The 16217-nt window shown below is 69.4% G+C and carries 17 protein-coding genes; 6 read left to right on the top strand and 11 right to left on the bottom strand.

All coding sequences use genetic code 11. The features are described from left to right. Positions 1–3 precede the first annotated feature (3 nt). Both cysS and FDA94_RS18020 read right to left on the bottom strand, forming a co-directional pair. On the bottom strand, positions 4–1344 hold the full coding sequence (gene cysS, locus FDA94_RS18025; RefSeq protein WP_137248233.1) for a cysteine--tRNA ligase: 1341 nt from the start codon (positions 1342–1344) through the stop codon (positions 4–6). Between the two features lie 325 nt (positions 1345–1669). Further along, complete coding sequence (locus tag FDA94_RS18020) at positions 1670–1960, bottom strand: hypothetical protein (protein ID WP_231515630.1); 291 nt, start codon at positions 1958–1960, stop codon at positions 1670–1672. A gap of 275 nt (positions 1961–2235) precedes the next feature. On the opposite strand from FDA94_RS18020, the gene FDA94_RS18015 reads away from it, so the two are divergent. From FDA94_RS18015 to FDA94_RS18000, 4 genes are all read left to right on the top strand, one after another. Further along, entirely contained in the window at positions 2236–3669 is a 1434-nt protein-coding gene (locus FDA94_RS18015) for an NsdA family TPR-like regulatory protein (RefSeq protein WP_137248232.1), read from the top strand. Positions 3670–3680: 11 nt separating this feature from the next. Continuing rightward, a complete protein-coding gene (locus tag FDA94_RS18010; protein ID WP_246060021.1) occupies positions 3681–4622 on the top strand; it encodes an aminoglycoside phosphotransferase family protein in 942 nt (313 codons plus the stop codon). Between the two features lie 161 nt (positions 4623–4783). Continuing rightward, entirely contained in the window at positions 4784–4987 is a 204-nt protein-coding gene (locus FDA94_RS18005; protein ID WP_030455889.1) for a cold-shock protein, read from the top strand. Between the two features lie 89 nt (positions 4988–5076). Beyond that, on the top strand, positions 5077–6717 hold the full coding sequence (locus FDA94_RS18000; RefSeq protein ID WP_137248230.1) for an alpha-amylase family protein: 1641 nt from the start codon (positions 5077–5079) through the stop codon (positions 6715–6717). A gap of 3 nt (positions 6718–6720) precedes the next feature. Here the strand turns inward: FDA94_RS18000 and FDA94_RS17995 are convergent, their stop codons facing one another. The 6 genes from FDA94_RS17995 to FDA94_RS17970 all read right to left on the bottom strand — a co-directional run bounded on the left by FDA94_RS17995 (position 6721) and on the right by FDA94_RS17970 (position 11419). Continuing rightward, a complete protein-coding gene (locus FDA94_RS17995; RefSeq protein WP_137248229.1) occupies positions 6721–7107 on the bottom strand; it encodes a hypothetical protein in 387 nt (128 codons plus the stop codon). Then, positions 7104–7826 carry a DUF2071 domain-containing protein gene (locus FDA94_RS17990; protein WP_137248228.1) on the bottom strand — a complete coding sequence of 241 codons (723 nt, stop codon included), beginning with the start codon at positions 7824–7826 and terminating at the stop codon, positions 7104–7106. The genes FDA94_RS17995 and FDA94_RS17990 overlap by 4 nt, the downstream gene beginning before the upstream one ends. A 14-nt stretch (positions 7827–7840) precedes the next feature. Then, positions 7841–9184 carry a dihydrolipoyl dehydrogenase family protein gene (locus tag FDA94_RS17985; protein ID WP_137248227.1) on the bottom strand — a complete coding sequence of 448 codons (1344 nt, stop codon included), beginning with the start codon at positions 9182–9184 and terminating at the stop codon, positions 7841–7843. Between the two features lie 24 nt (positions 9185–9208). Next, the gene (locus FDA94_RS17980; protein WP_137248226.1) at positions 9209–10186 is read right to left on the bottom strand and encodes a malate dehydrogenase; all 978 of its coding nucleotides are present in this window, start codon (positions 10184–10186) and stop codon (positions 9209–9211) included. A 67-nt stretch (positions 10187–10253) separates the two neighbouring features. Further along, positions 10254–10847 carry a GNAT family N-acetyltransferase gene (locus FDA94_RS17975; protein ID WP_137248225.1) on the bottom strand — a complete coding sequence of 198 codons (594 nt, stop codon included), beginning with the start codon at positions 10845–10847 and terminating at the stop codon, positions 10254–10256. Further along, entirely contained in the window at positions 10844–11419 is a 576-nt protein-coding gene (locus tag FDA94_RS17970) for a TetR/AcrR family transcriptional regulator (RefSeq protein ID WP_137248224.1), read from the bottom strand. Before FDA94_RS17970 ends, FDA94_RS17975 begins: the two co-directional genes overlap by 4 nt. A 271-nt stretch (positions 11420–11690) precedes the next feature. Here FDA94_RS17970 and FDA94_RS17965 point away from each other — a divergent pair, with 271 nt between their 5' ends. Then, positions 11691–13571 (top strand): glycoside hydrolase family 6 protein, encoded by a 1881-nt coding sequence (locus tag FDA94_RS17965; RefSeq protein ID WP_137248223.1) that lies wholly within the window; start codon positions 11691–11693, stop codon positions 13569–13571. 75 nt (positions 13572–13646) lie between these two features. Here FDA94_RS17965 and FDA94_RS17960 read toward each other — a convergent pair whose 3' ends face one another. Continuing rightward, positions 13647–13826 (bottom strand): hypothetical protein, encoded by a 180-nt coding sequence (locus FDA94_RS17960; RefSeq protein WP_137248222.1) that lies wholly within the window; start codon positions 13824–13826, stop codon positions 13647–13649. Between the two features lie 128 nt (positions 13827–13954). Between FDA94_RS17960 and FDA94_RS17955 the strand changes: the two genes are divergently transcribed. Then, positions 13955–14767 (top strand): MerR family transcriptional regulator, encoded by an 813-nt coding sequence (locus tag FDA94_RS17955; RefSeq protein ID WP_137248221.1) that lies wholly within the window; start codon positions 13955–13957, stop codon positions 14765–14767. Positions 14768–14782: 15 nt separating this feature from the next. Here the strand turns inward: FDA94_RS17955 and FDA94_RS17950 are convergent, their stop codons facing one another. Together FDA94_RS17950 and dapD are read right to left on the bottom strand one after the other, a co-directional pair. Further along, positions 14783–15064, bottom strand: a complete 282-nt coding sequence (locus tag FDA94_RS17950) for a hypothetical protein (protein WP_137248220.1) — start codon at positions 15062–15064, stop codon at positions 14783–14785. Positions 15065–15190: 126 nt separating this feature from the next. Next, positions 15191–16147 (bottom strand): 2,3,4,5-tetrahydropyridine-2,6-dicarboxylate N-succinyltransferase, encoded by a 957-nt coding sequence (gene dapD / locus FDA94_RS17945; RefSeq protein ID WP_246060007.1) that lies wholly within the window; start codon positions 16145–16147, stop codon positions 15191–15193. Between the last annotated feature and the right edge of the window lie 70 nt (positions 16148–16217).

The following is a 16217-nucleotide window of genomic DNA, read 5'->3' as shown; positions in this document are numbered from 1 at the left end:
GCCTCAGAGCGTAACCCTCTGTCGAATCTTGAGTGCCGTGTCGATCTGCCGGTGCATGATCCGGGCCCGTTCGAACTCGCCGCGCTCCGCGCTGGCCTCGGCGAGATTTCGGACCACACCGAGCACGGCCCCGGCGACTTCCCGCAACTGCGTTTCCCTGGCCCAGTGGGCGCTCATCGGATCGAGGCCGAGCACGTCGAGCATCGCCCTTACCTCGGCGCATTTCCGCGCCGCCTTGAGAACGTCGCCGGAATCGTGGGCGGCGTTCCCCTCATTGACGGCCGCGTGAATCAGCGAAACGGCCTGCGGGAGATTCAGGTCGTGGTCCATCGCCTCTCTGAACTGCGGCGGAAGCTCGCCCGGCGCACCGACGGCCACGCGGTGAACGAAGCGTTCGATCCGCCGGTACGCCACCGCGCTCTCCTCCACCGCCCCCACCGAGAATTCCATCGGCGACCGATAGTGGGCGGCGGCCAGGTAATAGCGCAGTTCCACCGGCCTGATCCGCCGCAGTAACGTGTGCACCGCCAGAGGGTTCTTCGCCACCTTGCGAATCTTCTCGCCCCGGTGGGTGACCGGGCCGTTGTGAATCCAGAATCGCGCGAAACCGTCGCCGGCGGCGCGCGACTGGGCGATCTCGTTCTCGTGGTGCGGGAAAATGAGATTGGCCCCGCCGCCGTGGATGTCGAATTCGGCGCCCAGATATTTCCGCGCCATCGCCGAGCATTCCAGATGCCATCCGGGCCGGCCGTCTCCCCATGGCGCGTGCCAAACGGGTTCTCCGGGGCGGCCTCTTTTCCAGAGCGCGAAGTCGCGGGGATCGCGTTTGCCGTGACCGGGTTCCTCGCCGCCGCGCATCTGGCTCGGGCGCTGTCCGGAGAGTTCGCCGTAGCCCGGGAAGGAGGAGACCGAGAAATACACGTCGCCGTCGGCGGTGTAGGCGTTGCCGGAGGCGAGCAGTTGCTCGATCAGCTCCAGCATCTCGGGGATGTGGCCGGTCGCCCGGGGCTCCACGCTGGGCGGAAGGCAGCCGAGGGCCTCGTAGGTGCTCTCGAAGGAGCGGTAGACCGGGTCGGTGATCCGCCACCAGTGGACGCCCTCGGACAGCGAGCGGCTGATGATTTTGTCTTCGATGTCGGTGACGTTGCGGCAGAAGAGAACGCGATATCCGGAATATAAGAGCCAGCGGTGCAGAATATCGAAGTTCACTTGTGAGCGTATTTGCCCGACATGGGGTGGGACGACGACGGTGGGGCCGCAGAGATAAATCGATGCGATTCCCGGAATTCGGGGGGAGAAATCGCGGACCGACCGGCTGAAAGTATCGTATAGGCGAAGTCCCACCTAGCCGAGGGTAAGCCAGAAATCCGCGTCCTGTCGATAGAAACGGGCAGACGTGCGGTGCACATCATGAATGCCACATTGTGAGACAGGTCAAACGGGTTGTCCGAGTAATGAACCACGCGTCATGGCGGGCGATCGGCTATGGACAAATCGGTCGGGTGGAGGTACGGCCCGCGCCTCGGTGGGTGGGCGTGGGCGGCCGGCGACAGCTGGTCCGGTTCGGCTTGTGGGCCGCGCCCCTCTCTTTGACGAGAGACGGGCGCGGGTGCCGCCTGACAGTCGGCCGCCGGAGGCGCGAGCCGTACCGGCTGAGGGGTGTCCGAAACTATCGGCGGATCACGTGCAGAACCGAGGCGATGCGCTCGGCGGCGGTCACGACGTCCGAGGCGTGCCCGATGCGACCGGCCCAGGAGAGCCAGTACCACCACTCTCCGTCGTTGGCGTTGGACGCCAGCACGTCCTCGGCCATGGCCGGGGCCATCGGGTTCACCACACGCAGCCGGGGGTAGAGGCCGGCCGGCGCCGACAGGCGTACCTGGAACGAGTGCGCCTCAAGTTGGGCGGCGAGCCGTTCGAGGTGGTCCATCGCCTCGCTGCGATCTGCCTTCATCGCCATGGTGGTCTCCAGGGGACGTTGCGACCTTTCTCCGGAAAGGGTGAACCTGGGATGACTGCCCGGCAATCGGGCGTACTAGCCGAATACGTGCAATAACCAGGGAACCCGCTGGTATTCAGTGGAACAGCCACGGGTCCCGGGTCGCGAACCCATAACGACGCTGGCAGTTGGGTGCGTGTCGGTTAACCTCGGGGAAATATCCGTAATAGCCGATCACGGCGGGTCCGAGGCAGACTGGGACCGGCGGGGAAGTCAGCAGCGGAAGGGCAGGCGGGATGGCCCGAGGAGAGCACTCTCCGGCATGTGCTCGTCGCTGGCGCGAGCAGGCCGAGGCACGGCAGTGGTCGATGTGGCAGACGGTCCAGGCGATCCACGGCTGCTGCGGCGTCAGCATGCTGAAGGCGCACCGGCTCGGCCGGGGATGGTCCGCGCGGCAGGCGATCGAGGAACTCGAATACCTCTGTGAGCAGCAGTCGCTGGGCCTGCCGAGGGCCAGCATCGACCTGCTCAACGCATGGGAGAACAACCGGGCGCGACCGCGCCCCCAGACGATCGACCTGCTGGCCCGGCTCTACAAGGCCAACGCGGTACGCCTCGGCCTCGCCGCCGACTACTGCGACGACCCCGGCGTGAGCCAGAAGGTCGTGGTCGTGGCCAACGGGTCCTCCGAAGACTCCGTCCACGTCGAGGACCTGGCCGACGACGACACCGACCGGCGGGCGCTGTTCCACCAGGCGATGCTGATGGGCACCCCCAACGGCAGGTTCTTCGCCGAGGTCGAGGGCACCCGGCACGATTTGGACCGGTCCTTGGCCACCACGACGGTGACCGAAGACCAGCTCGACCGGCTCGACGAGCAGGTGCTGCGCTACCGGCGCGAATACATGACCACCCCGCCCACGCCCATGCTGTGCCGGGTGATGCTGGAGCTGGCCGACGTGCGCAAACTGACCGGCGCCCGCCAGCCCGCCGGCGTGCAGCGCCGCCTCCTGACGGCCACCACGATGCTGGCCCTGCTCTCGGCCGACGCCCTGATGAAGCTCGGCGACACCCGCCAGGCCCACGCCTGGTACGGCACCGCCCGCACCTCCGCCGACGACGTCGGCGACCTGCGCTTACGCGCGCTGGTCCGGGCCAACCAGACGATGCTGCCCTACTACTACGGCGACCTCACCGAGACCGTCCGGCTGGCCCGCGAGGCCCGCATGCTGGCCGGTTCGGCCCCCAGTTCCCCCGCGGCCCTCGCGGCGGCGGCCGAGGCGCGGGCCCTGGCCCGGATGGGCGACCGCAAGGCCGCCCGCATCGCCCTCGCCGAGGCCGAGCAGATCTTCGCCCGCATGCGCGGCATGAGCCAGGACGACCTCGCCTTCGTCTTCACCGAGAAGCGCATGAGCTTCTATCGCACCGGCACCCTGATCGAGCTCGGCGACGACTCGCAGCTCCAGAACCTGGAGATGGACTCGGGGTTCCAGACGATCGACCCGGCGCTGATCCTGCTCGACCAGGCCACCCACCTGGCCCGCCACGGCGACTACGAGGAGGCCTGCCGCCTCGCCGCCCAGGCGCTCAGCCAGGTCCCGGCCGAGCACCGCACCTCGATCGTCATCACCCGGGCGAAGGCGCTGCTGAACGAGGCCGATCCGCGGCTCCCCGCCGTCCGCAACCTGAACCAGGTCCTGTCGGAGTCGTCCCTCCGGCTGGCCATATGAGCGCCTCACACGTGACGATCACGCACCTCGCCCGCGCCACGACCGCCCGCCCGCTCGCCGACGAGGCCTTCACCGTCCTGCGCGCGGTCTGCGACCGCATCGGGCTCGACGCGGGCGGGGCGAGGCTGATGCGGCTGCGCAGCAACGCCGTCTTCAAGCTGCGGGGCGACATGGTGGTCCGGATCGCCACCGCCCCCGACGCCCTCACCCGGCTCCCGGCCGTGCTGGCGGTGGCCCGCTGGCTGGCCGACCGGGGCTTCCCGACGGTCCGCCCGGTCGACGAGATCCCGCACCAGCCGATCGTGCACGGCGGCCGGGCGGTCACCTTCTGGCGGTACGTCCGCTCCAACGGCTCCCCGACCACCACCGAGCTCGGCCACGTGCTGCGCGATCTCCACCGCGAACCGGTGCCGACGTCGATCCCGCTCCGGCGGCTCACCGACCCGCTGGCCGAGGTCCGGCACGCGGTCGAGCACCGGGCCGAGGTGCTCACCGCCTACCAGCGCCGCTGGCTCGGCGACCGCATCGAAGAACTGACCGATCGTTGGCACACTCTTGATTCGGGACCGCCGGTTCTGCTCCACGGCGACGCCTGGATCGACAATCTGCTCCGCTGCCGCGACGGTAATGCGATTCTTTGCGATTGGGACGGCGTGGCCGTGGGTCCCCGTGAGTGGGACCTGGTGCACACCTACCACGGACAGCGGAGATTCGGCCTCTCGGCCGGCGACGTCGACGCCTTCGCCCACGCCTACGGCTCTGACCTGCGAGATTGGCCCGGCTACGCGACTCTGATGGAGATCAGGGACATGTACGCCGTCGGAATCCACATCAGGAACGCCCTTGGCGATCCGTTCTCCCGGCAGGAACTTCCGCGCCGTCTCGACTCTCTGACCAGAGGCGATGGGCACGCGAGGTGGTACATGGCTGCCCCCGCGCTCGGGGTGCGCTAGGCTTGACGTGTTGCAGTGGTGTTTTGTAAAGAACGCCTCCGGCCGCAAGGCCGGTAGCGGGCGTACTGCTTTTCCGACGTAGGCGGATGCAGGGCTGGTCCGCTAAGCAGCCCGTTCCGTTGACCTGACGGGACGGTGAGGCTCCGCATAAGGAGAAGCAGTTGTCTGAAGGCACCGTCAAGTGGTTCAACGCCGAAAAGGGCTTTGGTTTCATCGCCCCCGACGACGGCACCCCTGACGTGTTCGTGCACTACTCGGCGATCAACAGCGGTGGCTACCGCAGCCTGGACGAGAACCAGCGCGTCAGCTTCCAGACCGTGCAGGGCCAGAAGGGTCCGCAGGCCGAGAACGTGACGCCGATCTAAGTTCCATCCAGCACGAACCCGAAGCCGACCGATTGCCTCGTGCAACGGTCGGCTTTTTCGTGCGCAAAAAGTGGGTAGGGGCGCTGTCCATGCGGCTGACCCAGACCTCCGAACTGTGGTGGAAGAACGCCATCGTCTACTGCCTGGACATCGAGACCTTCGCCGACGGTAACGGCGACGGGATCGGCGACTTCCGGGGCGCGATCCAGCATCTCGACCATCTCGACCGGATCGGCGTGACCTGCATCTGGCTCATGCCCTTCTTCCCGACCCCCGACCACGACGACGGATACGACATCGTCGACTTCTACAGCGTCGACCCCCGCCTCGGCACCCTGGGCGACTTCGTGGAGTTCATGCGGGTGGCCCGTGACCGGGGCATCCGGGTGATCGCCGACCTGGTCGTGAACCACACCTCCGACCAGCACCCCTGGTTCCAGGACGCCCGCTCCTCACGGGACGCCAAGCACCGCGACTGGTACATCTGGTCGGACGAGGCCGAGCCCGACGACCCCAAGGGCGTGGTGTTCCCCGACCAGGAGAACAGCCTCTGGCAGTGGGACGCCCAGACCGAGCAGTACTACTTCCATCGTTTCTACAAGTTCCAGCCCGACCTCAACACCTCCAATCCCGAGGTCCGGGACGAGATCGCCCGCATCCTGGGATTCTGGATGGAGCTGGGCCTGTCCGGCTTCCGCGTCGACGCGGTCCCGTTCCTGGTCGAACGGGTGCTGGAACAGGACGACGCGCTGCCCGACCCCCACGAGTTCTTCGCCGACCTGCGGGCGTTCATGAACCGCCGCGACGGGACGGCGATGCTGCTGGGGGAGGTGAACCTGCCGTACAAGGACCTGATGGCCTACTTCGGTGACACCCCGCTCGGCAACGAGATCACGATGTGCTTCGACTTCATCGGGATGCAGCGGATGTACCTGTCGCTGGCCCGGGAGGACGCCCGTCCGCTCGCCGAGGCCCTGCGGGAGCGCCCCGCGCCGCCGAAGGACAGCCAGTGGGCCTCGTTCGTGCGCAACCACGACGAACTGACCCTCGACAAGCTGACCGACGCCGAGCGGGAGGAGGTCTTCGCCGCCTTCGCGCCCGACGAGGACATGCGGATTTACGACCGCGGCATCCGGCGGCGGCTGCCGACCATGCTCGACGGCGACCAGCGGCGGATCCGGATGGTCTACAGCCTGCTGTTCGCGCTTCCCGGCACCCCCGTGCTCTTCTACGGCGAGGAGATCGGGATGGGGGAGAACCTCGCGATCGAGGGCCGCCAGTCGGTCCGGACCCCGATGCAGTGGACGTCCGGCCGGCACGGCGGCTTCAGCACGGTCGAACCGGCGATCCCGATGCCCGGCGGCGAGTACGGCCCCGACGAGATCAGCGTCGGCGACCAGCGGCGCGACCCCGACTCGCTGCTCTCGTGGATCGGGCGGCTCGTCGAGCAGTACCGCGAGGCGCCGGAACTGGCCTGGGGCGCCTACGAGGTCCTGGACGGGGGAGACGACGCGGTCCTCGTGATCAGGAACGAGGGGGTCGTGACCCTGCACAACTTCGCCGGACGGGCGTCGTCGGTCACCCTCGACCTCGGGGAGCAGGAGGGCAAGGTGCTGGCCGACCTGTTCTCCGACGACACCGTCGACGTCAAGAACGGCAAGGCCGAGGTCGAGGTGGGCGAGTACGACTGCCGCTGGTTCCGCCTCTCCGACCCGGAGACCGCACCGTAGCGGTTACGCGTGGCGGGCGGCCGTGATCCGGGTGCGCAGCACGTCGAGGAAGACGCTGCCCTCTTCGAGCGGCAGCAGGTAGGAGCTCGGATCGGCCCCGAACCACTGGGCGTGCACCCAGACGCCGCCGTCGGCCGCGCGCAGGTCGGCGCCGGCCAGCCGCGCGCCCAGGCGGACCGACTCCCCGTCGGGCCGCACCAGGACGATCACGATCAGGGCCGGGGTCAGCACCGCCGCCGACAGGAACCCCGACGGCGTGCTGCGGGTCTGGCAGCACATGACGACCCGATCGTCGAGGTCGCCGAGAAGGTGCTGGTCGGCGTATCCGTCGACCAGCACCCGCAGCCGGACGTCGAGGTCGTCGAACGCGACGATGGTCGTCTCCGTCATGCCGACACCCTAGGCGGGACGTGGACGTCGAAGTGGATCGAGGCCTGCCCCAGCACCGAATGGGGTTCCTGCCCCGGCTCGACCAGCCCCAGCTCCTCGAACAGCCGGAACCTGGCGTGCGTCGCCGCCAGGAACACCGGCTCCATGACGGGATGCCACACGCTGTAGGTCCCGACCGACCGCCGCCCCTGATACCAGCCCGTGGTGGGATGGGTGAGCAGCGGCAACCAGCCGTCTCCCAGCCCGTCGGGCCGGTACGGCGCCACGCCCGCCGCCCGGCACTCCGCGTCGTCGGCGTCGAGTTCCCAGCGGGGCTCCGCCCCCCAGTCGCCGGAGATCCTGATCCGGGTGCGCCGCCACGGCATCCCCCACAGGTGCCGCGGCACCGCGACGAGCGGGTGGTCGAGGGCGGTCCGGAAGAACCACACCCCGGGCTCGCCGTCGCGGGTGACGTAGGCGCGGTAGTTGACCTGGCCGCAGGCGATCGCGACGCGGGGGCAGAACCGGAAGTGGAAGTCCCGGTCCCGGAACCCGACCGCCGACACCAGCCCGCCCGACCCTCCGGCCGCCCAGTCGAAGCGCACGGGCGCGAAACCGGGCGGCAGCAGGGCGGCCAGCCGCTCGGCGGGCACCCGGAAGCTCACGATGGCGAAGTCGTCGAGCTCGCTTTCGGCGTGGTGCCACCGCAGGGCGGGGCGGGGGGTTCCGGTGAAGGCCACCGGGTGACACTAGATCACGGGCCGTCCTGGTTCAAAAGGTTCTTGAGCGCGTCTTCGATGCCCCGGTGGAAGGTCGGGTAGGCGTACATCATCGACCGCAGGGTCGGCACCGGCACCCGGGCGTGCACCGCCACCGCGAGCGCGCCCATCACCTCGCCGCCCGCCGGGCCGACCGCCGTCGCGCCGACCAGGACGTCGTCCGCTGCCACCAGCTTGATCAGGATGTCCTTCGTGCCGTGGATCCAGTCGCGCGCCCCGGCCGTGGTGACGCCGATCGTCACGGCCAGGCCCTCGGCGCGGGCCTGTTTCTCGGTCAGGCCGACCGCGCCGACCTCCGGGTCGGTGTAGGTCACCCGGGGGACCGCGCGGTAGTCGGCCCCGGCGACCTCCTCGCCCAGGATGTCGAGGGCCGCGATCCGGCCCTGATAGTTGGCCACGTGGGTGAACCCGCCGTGGCCGGTGACGTCGCCCGCCGCCCAGACTCCGTCGGCGACGCGCATGCGGGGGTCGGTGGGAATGAACTTCCCGGTCTCGTCGATCCCGATGACCGACAGGCCCGTCAGGTCGGTTCTCCGGCCGGCCACCACGAGGAGGTTGGCCGCCTCGATCACCTCGTCGCCGACCGTCACGGCGAAACGGCCGTCGTATCGCACCCGCGACGCGGACACGCCGGTCAGCACGCGGATCCCCTCGTCGCGGAAGACCTTCGCGATCAGCTTCCCGGCCTCGGGCTCCTCGCCGGGCAGCAGGTGGGGGGCGGCCTCCAGGATCGTGATCTCGGTGCCGAAGCGGGCGAAGACCTGGGCCAGTTCGAGGCCGATCGCCCCGCCGCCCAGCACGATCATCGACTCGGGCACGCTCTCGGTCGCGACGGCCTCGTGGTTGGTCCAATAGGGCGTGCCGGCCAGGCCGTCGATGTCCGGGATCGCCGGACGGGTCCCCGTGGAGATCAGCAGGCCGCGCCGGGCGCGCAGCACCCGGTCGCCCACGGTCACCTCGCGGGGGCCGGTGACGACGCCGTGGCCGCGTACGAGATGACCGCCCTTCTTCTCGAAGCGGTCGGCGGCGGCCTGGTCGTTCCAGTCGTCGGCGGCCTCGGCGCGGATGCGACGGGCCACCGGCGTCCAGTCGGGGGAGACGGTCGCGTCTCCGGCCAGGCCGGAGACGCGCCGGGCCTCGCCCAGGACGTGGGCGGCCCGGATCATCATCTTCGACGGTACGCAGCCCCAATAGGGGCATTCGCCGCCGACCAGGTCTGCCTCGACCCCGGCCACACTCAGCCCGGCCTCGACCAGCCGGCCGGCGGCGTCCTCACCACCAGGGCCCATGCCGAGCACGATCACGTCGAATTCGTCCATGCCCGGCTACCTGCCCATACGGCGTCAGATCAGGCCGAGCTCCTTGACCGCGTCGCGCTCCTCCTGAAGCTCCTTGACGGAGGCGTCGATCTTGCCCCGGGAGAAGTCGTCGATGTCCAGGCCCTGGACGATCTCCCACTGGCCGTTCCGCGAGACCACCGGGAACGAGGAGATGATCCCCTCGGGCACGCCGTAGGAGCCGTCGGAGACGATCGCGGCGGAGGTCCAGTCGCCCTCGGGGGTGCCGTTCACCCACGAGTGGACGTGGTCGATCGCGGCGTTGGCGGCCGAAGCGGCGCTGGAGGCGCCCCGGGCCTCGATGATCGCCGCGCCGCGCTTGGCGACCGTGGGGATGAAGGTGTCCTTCAGCCAGTCCTGGTCGACCAGCTCGGCGGCGATCTTGCCGCCGACCTCGGCGTGGTAGAGGTCGGGGTACTGCGTCGCCGAGTGGTTGCCCCAGATCGTCATCTTCTTGATGTCGGTGACCGGGACGCCCAGCTTCGACGAGAGCTGCGAGAGGGCGCGGTTGTGGTCGAGCCGGGTCATGGCGGTGAACCGGTCGGCCGGGACGTCGGGCGCGTGCCGCTGGGCGATCAGCGCGTTGGTGTTGGCGGGGTTGCCCACGACCAGGACGCGCACGTCGTCGGCGGCGTTGTCGTTGATCGCCCGGCCCTGCGGGCCGAAGATGCCGCCGTTGGCCGACAGCAGGTCGCCGCGCTCCATGCCCGCCGTGCGGGGACGGGCGCCGACCAGCAGCGCGACGTTGGTCCCGTTGAACGCGTAGTTCGGGTCGTCGGTGATGTCGATGCCCTTGAGCAGCGGGAAGGCGCAGTCGTCGAGCTCCATCGCGGTGCCCTCGGCCGCCTTCAGCGCCGGAGTGATCTCCAGCAGGCTCAGCTGGACGGGCACGTCCGGCCCGAGCAGGTGCCCCGAGGCGATGCGGAAGAGCAGGGCGTAACCGATCTGGCCGGCCGCGCCGGTGACGGTCACTTTGACGGTCATGACGATTCCCCTTCGGGCGGTGTACGTGTCCTGCGGATGCTACTCGCCAGTCGAGCCCCACTTATGCTCAGGCCACGGGTTTGCGGCAATTCATGGAGACGTAGGCCGAGAACCCGGCCCGCTTGGCGAACCTGACCGGCCGCCGCCGTGACTCGCGGAAGCCGAGCTTGGCGTAGAGGCCCAGCGCGGGGGCGTTGGTGTCCTTGATGTCGCGGAGCACGAACTCCTCGTACGGCAACTCCATCACCTGGCGCAGGAGCGCGGTCGCGACGCCGCGTCCCTGGAACCGGGGCGCGGAGGTGACGAATCCGATCTCGGCGAGACCGGGCCGCGCGCCGTCGTGGCCGCCGAGGAACTGGCTCCGGACGATCAACCAGCAGATCGTGCCGTGGACCGGCCCGAGATGCCGTCGCAGCTCCGCCCGTCGCGGGGCGAAGCACTCCTGATCGGCTTCGGTGACCGAGGCGACGGCCGCCGGTTCGCCGTCCACGAGGGCGACGTGGAAGCGGTCGAGCAGGATCATGTGGGCGAAGGCGTCCGTGAGGATCCGGGGGTCTTCGGAGAAGAACGCGAAGTCGTCGGCGAAGCCGCGCACCAGCACCTCGGTGACCGGACGCCGGTAGGCCTCGCCCAGCCGGTCGGCGCGGCTGACCTCGATCATGTGAGGCTCCTCAGGACGAGGTCGGCGTCGGGCAGCGCGAGGCGCATCGTGGTGAGGCCCGACAGCGTGGCGAAGTACACGACCGTCATGGCCTCGGGGTCGCCGCCGGCGAACTCGCCGGCCTCCTGGCCGCGCCGGACGACGGCGGCGAAGGCCCGCCACAGTGATCGGTGCGGCTCCATGAGGCGGGCGGTCGTCCCGGCCGGGGTGTCGGTGCCGAACGCCTGGTTGACGACCACGAAGAACTCGGCCGCGCCGTCGTCGCGGGCCAGATCGGCCAGGTACTCGTCGGTGAACGCGCGGACCAGGTCGATCGGGCGGCCCGCTCCCGCCAGCCGCTTCGCCGCCGCGTCGAGACCGGTGGCGGCCTGGTCGAGGAACTCGTCGAAGAGGTGATGTTTGGTCGGGTAGTGGCGGTAGATCGAGCCGACGCTCAGCCCGGCCTCCGCCGCGATCCCGCGCATGTTCGCGGCGGTGAAGCCGTCTCTGGCGAAGACGCGGATCGCGGCCGTCCGCACCGCCTCCCGCGTGGTCGCCCGCAGGGCCTCGTTCTGTTCGTCGGTACGGGGCATCGCGTCCTCACCGGATTTTGGATGAACCGATGTTCAGTCTACAGAAAACCGGGCAAACGTGGCGATAGAGCTGAAACTTTCACGTTACAAACGGGGTTTTCGGCCGGTGACCGGGTGGCGTGTGCGCTGGTCGCCGCCGGTGCTGGTGTTTCGGCGGACGCACGGGGGAGGCTGAGGGCCGACGGTCTTCCTGTACGGCACGGGACCGCGCACCTAAGGTCCGTGGGAGCGCTCCCAGCGCGCAGTGAATCATCGCAGGAGGACCCCCGCAATGAGATCCACCCCCCGATCCGGAGCCGCGCGCTCCCGACTGCGCCGCGGCCTCGCCGCGGTCGCGGTGGCCGCGCTCGGATCCACCATGGCCGTCGTCACGGCCACGTCCGCGCAGGCGGCGGTCACGTGTGACGTGACGTACACCACCAACGACTGGACCACGAGCCCCGGCCAGGGCGGCTTCACCGCGAACCTGACGGTCCGCAACACCGGCGACGCGCTCTCGAGCTGGAACCTCGGCTTCACGTTCCCGAACTCGGGCCAGCGCGTGAGCCAGGGTTGGTCGGCGAACTGGACGCAGAGCGGCTCGAACGTGACCGCGGCGAGCATGCCGTGGAACGGGAGCCTGGCGTCCGGCGCCACCCTGAGCCTCGGCTTCAACGGGACGTGGAGCGGTAGCAACCCCAAGCCGACGTCCTTCACCGTGAACGGCGTGACCTGCGGCGGCGTGAACCCGTCTCCGTCGCCTTCCCCCTCGCCTTCGCCGTCGCCCAGCCCGTCGCCGTCGCCTTCTCCCTCCCCTTCTCCGTCTCCGTCCCCTTCTCCCTCGCCCTCGCCTTCACCGTCGCCGAGCCCGTCTCCGTCGCCGTCGCCTTCCCCGACGCCGTCGCCCGGACCTCGGGTGGACAACCCCTATGCGGGCGCGACCGGTTACGTGAACCCGGACTGGTCGGCCAGCGCGGCCTCCGAGCCGGGCGGTTCGGCCGTGGCGAACACCTCGACCGCCATCTGGCTGGACCGGATCGCCGCGATCAGCAGCGGTTCGGCCGGCAACAACAGCAAGGGTCTGCGTGACCACCTGGACCTGGCCGTCCAGCAGGACGCGGCCAACGGTTCCGCCCCGGTCGTGATCCAGGTCGTGATCTACAACCTGCCCAACCGCGACTGCTCGGCCCTGGCCTCCAACGGTGAGCTCAAGGTCGCCCAGGACGGCATCAACCGGTACAAGACCGAGTACATCGACCCGATCGCCTCGATCATGTCCGACACCGCGTACCGGAACCTGCGCATCGTCGCCATCATCGAGATCGACTCGCTGCCGAACCTGGTCACCAACCTCAACCTGGCCGCGTGCCAGGAGGCGAAGAACTCCGGCGCCTACGAGCAGGGTGTGGCCTACGCGCTGTCCAAGCTGTACGCGATCCCGAACGTGTACAACTACGTGGACGCCGGTCACCACGGATGGCTGGGCTGGGACTCCAACTTCGGTCCGTCGGCCGACCTGTTCGGCTCCACCGCCGACCTCGCCACCGGCGGCAAGGCCACCGTCCACGGCTTCATCACCAACACCGCCAACTACTCGGCTCTGGTCGAGCCGCACTTCTCGGTGAGCGGCACGGTCAACGGCCAGCAGATCCGCTCTTCGCGGTGGGTCGACTGGAACTTCTACATCGACGAGCTGTCCTTCGCCCAGGCCTTCCGTCAGCGGCTGGTCCAGGAGGGCTTCTCCTCCAACATCGGCATGCTGATCGACACCTCGCGTAACGGCTGGGGCGGCCCGAACCGGCCGACCGGGCCGAGCACCTCGACCGACCTGAACACCTTCGTCAACAACTCCAAGGTCGACCGACGCGTCCACGCCGGCAACTGGTGCAACCAGAGCGGCGCGGGTCTGGGTGAGCGTCCGCGGGCCAACCCGGCCACCGGTATCGACGCCTACGTGTGGGTCAAGCCTCCGGGCGAGTCCGACGGCGCCTCGACCGAGATCCCGAACAACGAGGGCAAGGGCTTCGACCGGATGTGCGACCCGACCTACGGCGGCAACGACCGTAACGGGAACAACCCGAGCGGTGCTCTGGCGAACGCCCCGCTGTCGGGTCACTGGTTCTCGGCCCAGTTCCGTCAGCTGCTGGCCAACGCCTACCCGCCCATCAGCTAGTACCTGAAATACGCGAGCCCCGGTGTCGGAAGGCGCCGGGGCTCTCGCGTTGCGGTAGGGGGTGTCAGTGCTGGTTCACGACCAGTCGGGCGACTTGCTCTTGCCGCGGGTCAGCTTCATGACCCCCATGACGGCGAGGCCGATGACGCCGATGATCAGCGCCCACTTGAGGAGACCGAAGACCAGCCCGATGAGCCAGCCGATGACGAAGAAGGCGGCGACCGCGATGACGGCGTACAGAAGAATGCGTCCCATAGGCTTCACGGTAAGTCTCATTTGCCGAGAAATCGCGGGTCAGGCGGCAACATCAGGGACAACTCAGGGGCGTCTCAGGGACAGTCGTTGACCCTCACACGGTGTCAGCCGATAAACCCGGAGGCGTCATGTACAGCATCGGAGACTTCGCCAGAATCGGCCGCGTGTCGGTGCGCATGCTGCGCCACTACGACGCGCTCGGCCTGCTCGCCCCCGCCCGGGTCGACCCCCTGACGGGCTACCGCTCCTACGAGGCCGCGCAGCTCAGCCGCCTCAACCGGGTCGTGGCCCTGAAGGACCTCGGCTTCAGCCTCCAGCAGGTCCGCCAGATCCTCGACGAGAAGGTCGACGTGGCCGAACTGCAGGGGATGCTCCGGCTCCGCCGGGCCGACCTGGAAGCCCGGGTCGAGGCCGACCGGGCCCGGCTGCGGGGGGTCGAGGCGAGGATCCAGATCATCGAGAAGGAGGGCGTCTTGCCTGCCGACGTCGTTGTGAAGTCCGTCCCCGCCGTCCGGGTCGCGGAGTTGTCCGCCGTGGCCGAGAGCTACGCCAGCGAGCACATCGGGCCCGTCATCCAGCCGCTCTACCCGGAACTGCACGCCCGGTTGACCAAGGCCGGGGTGGAACTGGCGGGGCCGGGGATCGCCTACTACGAGGAGGCGCCGGACGGGGGCGTGAAGATCCACGCCAGCTTCCCGGTCAACGTCGCGCCGGACCCGGCGTACGACTTCGACGTCGTGGACCTGCCGGCGATCGAGCGGGCCGCGACGATCATCCACCACGGACCGATGGACGGCGTGGACGCGACCATCCAGAACCTGCACCGGTGGATCGAGGACCACGGGGAGCGGGGTGCCGGGTTCAGCCGGGAGGTCTACCTGGAATACGGGATGGGCGACCCGGAGAACTGGGTGACGGAGATCCAGGAACCGCTGGCCTGATCCTTCCCCTGACCCTCAGAGGCGTCCGGCCGGGGGCGCTCCCCGGTTGCCCAGGATGCGGGTCACCCAGGCGATGGACGCACCGGCCACGATCAGGGCGACGGAGCCGAACCGCATCTCCCACAGCCGCCCGGGGCAGGCGGGGTTGAGCTCGCCGCTGTAGGCCGCCGGGAAGGAGAAGGCCCCGCCGCAGGTCAGCTCGCTGTGGCCGTCCCAGCCGTAGGGGTTGTGGTAGAACGCCACCACCAGCCCGCCGAGGAGCAGCACCGCGGCCGCAAGCCAGCCGATCCATCGCATGAGGCGATCTTCGGGGGGGCGAGGGCGGGATGGCAACTTGAGCGGCCCGGTGGGTGCGGCCGCGGGCATGCGGAAGACCGCAGTCGACGAGCCGGGGGCGGCGCCGAAGAGGCGCCGCCCTTCGGGCTAGTCGTTGGCGTGGAGGGCCGCGTTGAGTTCGACCTTGCCGCCCGTGCGGGCCTTGGCGACGACCGCGCCGGTCACCGAGTCGCGCAGGAACAGCAGGCCGTTCTGACCCGACAGTTCCTTGGCCTTGACGACGGTGCCGTCGGGCAGGGTCACCTTGGTGCCCGCGGTGACGTAGAGGCCCGCCTCCACGACGCAGTCGTCGCCCAGGGAGATGCCGATGCCGGCCTGGGCGCCGATGAGGCAGCGCTGTCCGACCTGGATGATCTCCTTGCCGCCGCCCGACAGGGTGCCCATGATCGACGCGCCGCCGCCGACGTCGGAGCCGTCGCCCACGACGACGCCGGCCGAGATGCGGCCCTCGACCATCGAGGCGCCCAGGGTGCCCGCGTTGAAGTTGACGAAGCCCTCGTGCATGACGGTCGTGCCGGTCGCCAGGTGGGCGCCGAGCCGGACCCGGTCGGCGTCGCCGACGCGCACGCCGGTCGGCAGCACGTAGTCGACCATGCGGGGGAACTTGTCGACCGAGTAGACGGTCACCGGCCCGCGGGCCCGCAGCCGGGCGCGGACGTTCTCGAAGCCCTCGACCTGGCAGGGGCCGTAGTTGGTCCACACGACGTTGGCCAGCAGGCCGAAGACGCCGTCGAGGTTGGCCTGGTGGGGCTGGACCAGACGGTGGGACAGCAGGTGGAGGCGCAGGTAGACGTCATAGGTGTCGGCCGGCGGGTCGGACAGCTTGCCGATCCCGACCGAGACGGCCACGACCTCGACACGCCGCTCAGGGTCTTCCCTGACCAGGCTCGCCAGGTCGCCCACCTCGACCGCGGCCAGGCGCCGGACTCCCGGCTCGCCGGGGTCGCCGAGGGCGGGGTTGGGGAACCAGACGTCGAGGACCGTGCCGTCGGGGGTGACGGTCGCGAGCCCCACACCGTGAGCACCGGATTCGATGAAAGTCACGGTTCAAGAACCTACCGCCCCCGCCCCGGCCCAAACGACGCGGGAACCGGCCTGTGGAAAACCGCGTTCG

Origin of the sequence: Herbidospora galbida (genome assembly GCF_005233835.1) — a bacterium.
GTDB classification, from domain to species: domain Bacteria; phylum Actinomycetota; class Actinomycetes; order Streptosporangiales; family Streptosporangiaceae; genus Herbidospora; species Herbidospora galbida.
The sequence above is the reverse complement of the archived record's forward strand: the minus strand, read 5'-3'. Positions and strand labels throughout refer to the sequence as shown.

Excerpts from the sequence above, each read along its gene's own strand:
- FDA94_RS18020 (WP_231515630.1), bottom strand. The coding sequence starts at position 1,960 with ATGGCGATGAAGGCAGATCGCAGCGAGGCGATGGACCACCTCGAACGG.
- FDA94_RS18015 (WP_137248232.1), top strand. The coding sequence starts at position 2,236 with ATGGCCCGAGGAGAGCACTCTCCGGCATGTGCTCGTCGCTGGCGCGAG.
- FDA94_RS18000 (WP_137248230.1), top strand. The coding sequence starts at position 5,077 with ATGCGGCTGACCCAGACCTCCGAACTGTGGTGGAAGAACGCCATCGTC.
- FDA94_RS17995 (WP_137248229.1), bottom strand. The coding sequence starts at position 7,107 with ATGACGGAGACGACCATCGTCGCGTTCGACGACCTCGACGTCCGGCTG.
- FDA94_RS17985 (WP_137248227.1), bottom strand. The coding sequence starts at position 9,184 with ATGGACGAATTCGACGTGATCGTGCTCGGCATGGGCCCTGGTGGTGAG.
- FDA94_RS17980 (WP_137248226.1), bottom strand. The coding sequence starts at position 10,186 with ATGACCGTCAAAGTGACCGTCACCGGCGCGGCCGGCCAGATCGGTTAC.
- FDA94_RS17975 (WP_137248225.1), bottom strand. The coding sequence starts at position 10,847 with ATGATCGAGGTCAGCCGCGCCGACCGGCTGGGCGAGGCCTACCGGCGT.
- FDA94_RS17970 (WP_137248224.1), bottom strand. The coding sequence starts at position 11,419 with ATGCCCCGTACCGACGAACAGAACGAGGCCCTGCGGGCGACCACGCGG.
- FDA94_RS17965 (WP_137248223.1), top strand. The coding sequence starts at position 11,691 with ATGAGATCCACCCCCCGATCCGGAGCCGCGCGCTCCCGACTGCGCCGC.
- FDA94_RS17960 (WP_137248222.1), bottom strand. The coding sequence starts at position 13,826 with ATGGGACGCATTCTTCTGTACGCCGTCATCGCGGTCGCCGCCTTCTTC.
- FDA94_RS17955 (WP_137248221.1), top strand. The coding sequence starts at position 13,955 with ATGTACAGCATCGGAGACTTCGCCAGAATCGGCCGCGTGTCGGTGCGC.
- FDA94_RS17950 (WP_137248220.1), bottom strand. The coding sequence starts at position 15,064 with ATGCGATGGATCGGCTGGCTTGCGGCCGCGGTGCTGCTCCTCGGCGGG.